We start from the raw sequence: 6,953 nt of genomic DNA on the forward strand, positions 1-6,953 counted from the left end.
GGCATCGCCAACTCGATCCTGATCAAGATCAACCAGATCGGCACCCTGACCGAGACCTTCGCCGCCATCGAAATGGCCAAGCGCGCCGGCTACACCGCCGTGATCTCGCACCGTTCGGGCGAGACCGAAGACTCGACCATCGCCGACATCGCAGTGGGCACCAACGCGCTGCAGATCAAGACCGGTTCCATGTCCCGTTCGGACCGCATGGCCAAGTACAACCAGCTGCTGCGCATCGAAGAAGACCTGGGCGACATCGCTTCCTACCCGGGCCGTGACGCGTTCTACAACCTGAAGTAATAGTACCACGCCAGCCAGGCGTGTCCTGGCTGGCTACCCCCATATGCGTTTGATTACCCTTGCACTGGCAGCCTTGCTGCTGCTGATACAGTACCCGCTGTGGCTGGGGAAAGGCGGCTGGCTGCGCGTGGCCGACCTGGAAGACCAGGTGGCCGTGGCCCACAAAAAAAATGACGAGCTGAAAAGCCGCAACGCCAAGCTCGATTCCGAAGTGCGCGACCTGAAGGACGGCACCGGCGCCGTCGAAGAGCGGGCCCGCTTCGAGCTGAGCATGATCAAGCAGAACGAAATCTACATCCAGATTCTCGGCAAGGGCCAGACCCAGCCGCAAGCAGCCGCAGCTGCTGCCGCACCGGGCGCCGCCACCGCGCCCGCTGCCGATAGCCGCGCTGCCAGATAATCACCATAGCTTGTAAATAAGAATCATTCTTGTTAAGATGCGCTGTTGCCAGCGACGCCCGTAGGGAGAGCCAGCTTTAATCTCACCTTATCTGGAACTTCATGGCTGCCATCCTTCCGCGCCAGCGGCGCCTTGCCGCGCTGTTGCTGAGCGCTTTCGCCTTGCCCGCCGCGCCGGCGCTGGCGCAAACCACCCAACTGAATGAAATCCTGGTCACCGCCAAGCGCGACGAAGCGCTGTCCAAGACCGGCACCACCACCGTCGTCGGCAGCGCCGAGCTGACCCGGCGTGCCGCCACCGACATGGCCAATATGGCCCGCTACGAGCCGCTGATCAGCGTGCCGGCGGCCGGCATCGGTTCCGGCAATATCTGGGATGGCGCCGGCAACACCGGCTTCAACATCCGCGGCATCGAAGGCAACCGCGTGGCGCTGGACCTGGACGGCATCTCGCTGCCGGACGCCGCCCCCAAGCCGGACGGCAACACCCTGAACAGCTTCGGCATCGGCCGCGACTACTTCGACCCGGAAACCTTCCGCGAAGTGCGCATCGGCTCCGGCACCACCGCGGCAGGGGCGGGCACGCCCGGGCTGGGCGGCAGCGTGTCCTTCGTCACCAAGTCGCCGGAGGACTACCTGAGCGACACCCGCAACAGCTACGCCGAATACAAGTTCGGCTACACCTCCGCCGACAAGGCCAGGATGCACGCGCTCACCGGCGCCATGGGCTTCGGCGCGCTGAAGGCGCTGGCCGTGCTGGTGCACCGCGACGGCCAGCAGCTGCGCAGCAAGGGCAACGCCGTGTTCAATCCGGACGACTGGTCGTCGGACGCCTTGCTGGGCAAATTCAGCTGGGCGCCGGTGGCCGGCCACAAGCTGGGCTTCACGGTGGACGCCTACCAGTCCGAGCACGACCGCGAAATCAAGAACAAGCAGCTGTCGCTGTATCCCGAAGGCTCCGAGCAAGCCTCCGCCACGCGCCGCACGCGCGTCAGCCTGGACCACGGCTACACCGGCACCGGCTACCCGCTGTTCGACACCGTCGACACCCGCCTCTTCGTGCAGGACGCGAAAGTGGAAGACAACACCCACGCGCCCTACATCACCGGCGGCCGCCCGTACACGCGCGACATCGCCACCGGCCTGTACAACAAGAGCATCGGCATCGCCAGCGACGCCGGCAAGCAGCTCAACACGGCCACGCTGCTGAACTACGGCTTCACGCTGGAAGACGTGGAAACCCGCCGCCCGTGGCGCGAGGACCGCACGGTGGTGGGCTCCACCACGCACCAGATCACCCAGAAAAACCGCATGGCGGACATGGACACGCTGAAGATCGCGGCCTATGTGCGCGGCGAGATCGCCTTCCCGCTGGCCGGCTACAACGCCACCTTGACGCCCGGCCTGCGCGTCGAACACCGCAAGCTGAGCCCGAAGAACCTGGAGAACTACATCATCGCCGTGCCGTCCGCCGCCAAGGAACTGAAGGACGACAGCGACAGCTATGTGGCGCCCAGCCTGGGCCTGTCGGTTGAACTGGCGCCCAATTTCAATGCCTACGCCAGCTACAAGCGCGGCGCGCGCATGCCCAGCGGCGCCGACCGCACCAGCACCTACGACTCCTTCAGCTACACCGGCGCAGGGCAGGGCTACGGTGTGCTGGGCAACGCCAAGCTGGAAAAGGAAACCAGCAACGCCTTCGAGCTGGGCGTGAAAGGCGAGCCGCGCAAGGGTGTGCAGTTCAGCGCGGCCATGTTCCACACCGCGTACAAGAACTTCATCGAATACGTGGCGCAGCCGGCCGACCCGGTCAATTACCCGACCCTGAGCCAGGGCCTGTTCCGTCCCGAAAACGTGGCCAAGGCCGACATCTGGGGCGTGGAAATGAGCAGCCGTTTCGAGCTGGGCCAGTGGTCCGCGCCGCTGCAAGGCGCCAGCGTGGCGCTGGCGGCGGGCGGTTCGCGCGGCACCACCAGCAACAGCAAGACCGGCAAAAAGGGCGACTTGGCCACCGTGCTGCCGTACAAGGGCAGCGCCACGCTGGCATGGGACGACCCGGCCCAGCGCGGCGGCGTGGCCCTGAGTACCGTGCACGTGCGCGCCAAGCAGGCCAAGCCGGACGTGGTGACCGGCGCCACCGCCGCCCTGTTCGCCGTGCCCGCATCGACCGTGATGGACTTGACCGCCTACTTCAACGTCGGCAAGAACGCCACCGTCACGGCCAGCGCCTACAACCTGGGCGACAAGAAGTACTGGGACTACGCCAGCGCGCGCACCCTGGCCGCCGGCACCAGCGCCACTGCGCTGGCCGATATCGAACGCCAGGTGAAAACCGGGCGCAATTACGCCGTTACCTTTAAACTGATGTACTGATTTTTGGAGACCATGATGAAGAAGAATCACCGAATTGCACTGGCCCTGGCCAGCGCCCTGATGCTGGGCGCCGTGCCTGCCATGGCGGCGGACGCCAGTCTCGGCCAGCGCTGGGAAAAGCTGCGCGCCGAGCAGCCCAAGCTGCAGATCCGCGACGCGGCGCGCGCGTTGAATGTGTCCGAAGCCGAACTGCTGGCCACCGGCATCGGCAAGACCGTTACGCTGCTGAAGAACGATGACCACGCCGCGCGCGAAATCATGCGCCGCGCGCTGGACCTGGGCAAAGTGCTGGCCCTGACCCGCAACGAGAACGGCGTGCTGGAGCGTACCGGCGTGGCCACCCGCCTGGCGCAGGACGCGGCAGGGGCGCAGGCCGCAGTTGGCGCGCCTAACGATCCCGAGCGCGAAGCGCGCATGCGCAATATCGCCGGCGGCTACCTGGGCGGCGAGATCGACCTGCGCTTCAACTTCGCCAACTGGAAGCACGCCTTCGCGGTGGTGCAACCGGGCCGCGATGGCCAGGTCTCGCGCAGCCTGCAGTTCTTCGACGCCACCGGCACCGCGGCGCACAAGCTGTACCTGAAGAATGAGGCCGCGGTAGGCATTTTCGACAAGCTGGTTTCGGACTTCCGTGCGCCGGACCAGAACGCTGCGCTGAACGTGGTGCCGATCGCGCCCAAGCAGGCAGAGAAAGCCGACAGCGCAGTGGACGTGAAAGAGTTCCAGCTGGCCTGGAAGGAAATGACGGACGTGCACCAGTTCAACCGCCTGCTGGGCGAGTTCGGCATCTCGCGCGAACAGGCCATGCGCCTGGCGCCTGAAGGCGTGGTGCAGCGCGTGTCGCCCAAAGCGGTGCGCAGCCTGCTGGACGAGTCGGCCAAACAGAAGCTGCCCATCATGGCCTTCCTGGGCAATGGTTCGGTGACGCAGATCTTCAGCGGCGTGATCGAGAAAACCGCCGCCAGCGGCGACTGGTACAACGTGCTGGACCCGGACTTCAACCTGCACCTGCGCGAGAGTGCCTTCAACAGCGGCTACGTGGTGCAGCGCGCAGGGGTGACGTCGGTGGAGTTCTTCGACAAGAACGGCGAACTGGTGGTGACCTTCTTCGGCGTGCGCGAGCGCGCCAAGCCGCAGCCGCAAACCTGGGTCGACCTGACGCGCAATTTGCCGAAGGCTTGAGCCTGCGGAGGACCCGGCGGATTGCGCGTAACCGTAACCCGCCGAGCCTCAACCATCCACCGCCTTGCGCCCCAGCGCCGGGTCGTCGGTAAAGAAGCCATCCAATCCCAACTTCAGATAGCGCCTGATCTCGGCCACCGAGCCGGCCGGATTGCGCGCATGCTCGCCAGCGCTGTCGCGGAAATCGGCGGCCAGGAAACGGTTCTCCGGACGGAACGTCCATGTCTCCACGCGCAGTCCCGCCGCGCGGCCATCGGCAGCCAGCGAAGTCGGCTCGGCCAGGAAGCCATCCTGCTTCAGCGCTATCAGCATGCGCGTCGGCGGCGCCACCACGTCGGCATAGGCCGCAATCGCCTTCAGCCCGGCGGGAGAGCACATCTGCCCGTAAGTCAGGGTGCCGTTGGCCGCAGCCACGTCCGCCGGGCGTTGCGCAGGCGCGCCCACCAGCTGCATCAGGCGGATATTGGCGCGCCGTCCCAGTTTGTCGCGAACGTATTTCAGGTTGGCCACCTCGAAGGACTGGATCTCCACCGGGTGGCGGCGCGTGTAGTCGTGCGCGGCCAGCGTGGAGAAGAAACGGTCCTCCAGGGCCAGGCCAACGCCGGCGAAATAGGCCGAGCTTTTCAGCTCCGGCACCAGGCCGATCACGCGGCCGGCGGCGGCCGACTGCGCCGCCACGAAGTCGATGATTTCCTCGAACGTCACCACCTGGAACATGCCGTCGAACTGCGCGCTGCCGGGGCGCGATTCGGGAATGCGCTCGACGGCGCGCAGCGTCTTGATTTCGGCCAGCGTGAAGTCGTCCACGAACCAGCCTTCGTGCGTCTGGCCGTCAATGGTCTTGCGCGTGCGGCGGCTGGCGAATTCGGCGCGCCGGGCCACATCGGTGGTTTCGTTCAGGTAGGCGTCGTGGCGGGCCACCAGCACACCGTCCCTGGTGCAGACCAGGTCCGGTTCCACGTAGTCGGCGCCATCGGCGATGGCTTTCGCGTACGCCGCCAGCGTGTGCTCCGGCCGCAGCGCGCTGGCGCCGCGATGCGCGAACACCAGCGGCCGGGCGCTGCCGCCCGCTCCCAGGCCAGTTGCCAGCGAGCCGGGGCCGCCGGCCAGTGCAGCCGCCGCGCCAATGCCGCCGGCGCCGAACGCGGACGGCGCCAGCAGCGCACTGCCGCCGGCGGCCACGCTGCCGATAAAGCCGCGCCGCGACAGCAGGCGGCGCGCGTTGAGGATGTTGTCCATCAGAAGTCTGCCATCACGGTGAGGAAGGCCTGGCGCGGCGCGATCGGGAAGGTATTGTACGTCTTGTCCGCCGCGCCCACGACCACGTTCAGGCTGCCCATGCGGTCGGCCAGGTTGCTCACGTTGACGCGGTAGCGCGCGTTCTTCACGATGCCCCCGTTCAGGAAGGGCAGCTGGCCGGACACGCCCAGGCCCAGCAGGAAGTAGCTCGGCACCGCCAGGTCGTTGGTGTAGGTGGCGTAGCGCTTGCCCACGTAGTCGCCGCTCAGCTGGAACTCGGTGCCGGCTATCGTCATGGTGGCGACGAACTTGTTCATCCACTCGGGATTGCCCGGCACCGTCTTGCCTGCGGTCGGCACCACGGTGGCGCCGTTGCTGTAGTTGTCCTCGTAGGTGGAACGGTTGTAGGACAGCGCGTTGTAGAACGAGAAGCCGCGCCCGAAGTGGAAGGTGCCAGACAGGTCGATGCCGTCGATCTTCACGCTGCCCACGTTGGCCAGCACCGGATTGCCGCCGATGATGGCCGAGATCACCGGGGTGGGGCTGATCTGCAGCAGGCGGTTCTTGAAGTCCACGTGGTACACATTGACCTGGCCGTCGAAGGCTTTCAGCATGCCCCAGTCCAGCTGGTGGTTGCTGCGCAGGCCTGCTTCATAGGTGACCGAGGTTTCCGGCTTGGCGCTGGACTTGAACAGGTCGAACGCCTGCTGGCTGGCCAGCGACCATGGCGACGCGCCACCGCCGCCGTAGGTGACGAACTGGCGCATATTTTTCTGCACGTTGAAGAACAGCTGGTCCTGCGCCGTTACGTCCCAGCGGCCGCCGATCTGCGGCAGGAACCATTTCCTGGTCTCGATCTGGCCCACCGGCAGCGCGCTGGAGCCGCCGGCGATGGCGCCTTTGCGCGGCTGCACCGGGAACTGGCCGTCCGCGTCCTGCAGGCTGGATTTGAAGCCGGCCTGCAGCACCAGGTCCGGCTGCACGCGCCATTCGTCTTGCAGGTGCAACTGGATCACCTTGTTGTCGATGGTGCTGCCGTATTGCGTGATCAGCGGATCGGAAGGGCGGTCGTATGGCGAGCTCGGGTTGTTCACGTCCAGCGCGTACCAGCGGCGGTAGGCCGAGGACTGGTTATGTTCGAACCACACGCCGCCTTGCACGGTATGGTCGCCGAACTCGCTGCGCAGCGTGGACAGCACGCCGCTGCGCTTGATGTCGTACTCGGTGGTGCGGGTGGCGTAGCCGGAGCCGCCGAACACCTGTTTCAGGTTCTGGTTGGGGTAGTACACGGCGAACAGCGCCGGCAGGCCGGCCACGCCGATCGGGCCGGCCACCACGCCCACGCCGTCGTCGTCGTGATGGTAGACCTGGTTGCTCCAGGTGGTGGATTCGCCCAGGCGCCAGTCGAACTTGGCGTAGCCCAGGTAATCCTTGCGCTGCGCGTCGCTGTAGTAGTTGCG

Annotated in this window: 4 protein-coding genes and 2 pseudogenes; 4 read left to right on the forward strand and 2 right to left on the reverse strand. The window is 66.2% G+C overall.

The genetic code is table 11. From position 1 onward, the window contains the following. From eno to AC6H42_RS23625, 4 genes and pseudogenes are all read left to right on the forward strand, one after another. Positions 1-300 (forward strand): annotated as a pseudogene (gene eno / locus AC6H42_RS23610) (phosphopyruvate hydratase); the annotation flags it as partial. Between the two features lie 43 nt (positions 301-343). Then, complete coding sequence (ftsB, locus tag AC6H42_RS23615) at positions 344-700, forward strand: cell division protein FtsB (RefSeq protein WP_057157636.1); 357 nt, start codon at positions 344-346, stop codon at positions 698-700. 101 nt (positions 701-801) lie between these two features. Continuing rightward, positions 802-3,072 carry a TonB-dependent receptor domain-containing protein gene (locus tag AC6H42_RS23620; protein WP_497549078.1) on the forward strand — a complete coding sequence of 757 codons (2,271 nt, stop codon included), beginning with the start codon at positions 802-804 and terminating at the stop codon, positions 3,070-3,072. A 15-nt stretch (positions 3,073-3,087) separates the two neighbouring features. Beyond that, the gene (locus AC6H42_RS23625) at positions 3,088-4,254 is read left to right on the forward strand and encodes a hemin-degrading factor (RefSeq protein ID WP_497549079.1); all 1,167 of its coding nucleotides are present in this window, start codon (positions 3,088-3,090) and stop codon (positions 4,252-4,254) included. 48 nt (positions 4,255-4,302) lie between these two features. Here the strand turns inward: AC6H42_RS23625 and AC6H42_RS23630 are convergent, their stop codons facing one another. Together AC6H42_RS23630 and AC6H42_RS23635 are read right to left on the reverse strand one after the other, a co-directional pair. After that, positions 4,303-5,493, reverse strand: coding sequence for a glycerophosphodiester phosphodiesterase family protein (locus AC6H42_RS23630; protein WP_057157639.1), 1,191 nt, complete (start codon positions 5,491-5,493; stop codon positions 4,303-4,305). Beyond that, a pseudogene (locus AC6H42_RS23635) lies at positions 5,493-6,953 on the reverse strand (TonB-dependent receptor); the annotation flags it as partial. The pseudogene AC6H42_RS23635 and the gene AC6H42_RS23630, both read right to left, overlap by 1 nt.

This window comes from Massilia sp. NBRC 108631, assembly GCF_059704565.1.

Coding starts and splice junctions, on each gene's coding strand:
- ftsB (WP_057157636.1), top strand. CDS start 344: ATGCGTTTGATTACCCTTGCACTGGCAGCCTTGCTGCTGCTGATACAG.
- AC6H42_RS23625 (WP_497549079.1), top strand. CDS start 3,088: ATGAAGAAGAATCACCGAATTGCACTGGCCCTGGCCAGCGCCCTGATG.
- AC6H42_RS23620 (WP_497549078.1), top strand. CDS start 802: ATGGCTGCCATCCTTCCGCGCCAGCGGCGCCTTGCCGCGCTGTTGCTG.
- AC6H42_RS23630 (WP_057157639.1), bottom strand. CDS start 5,493: ATGGACAACATCCTCAACGCGCGCCGCCTGCTGTCGCGGCGCGGCTTT.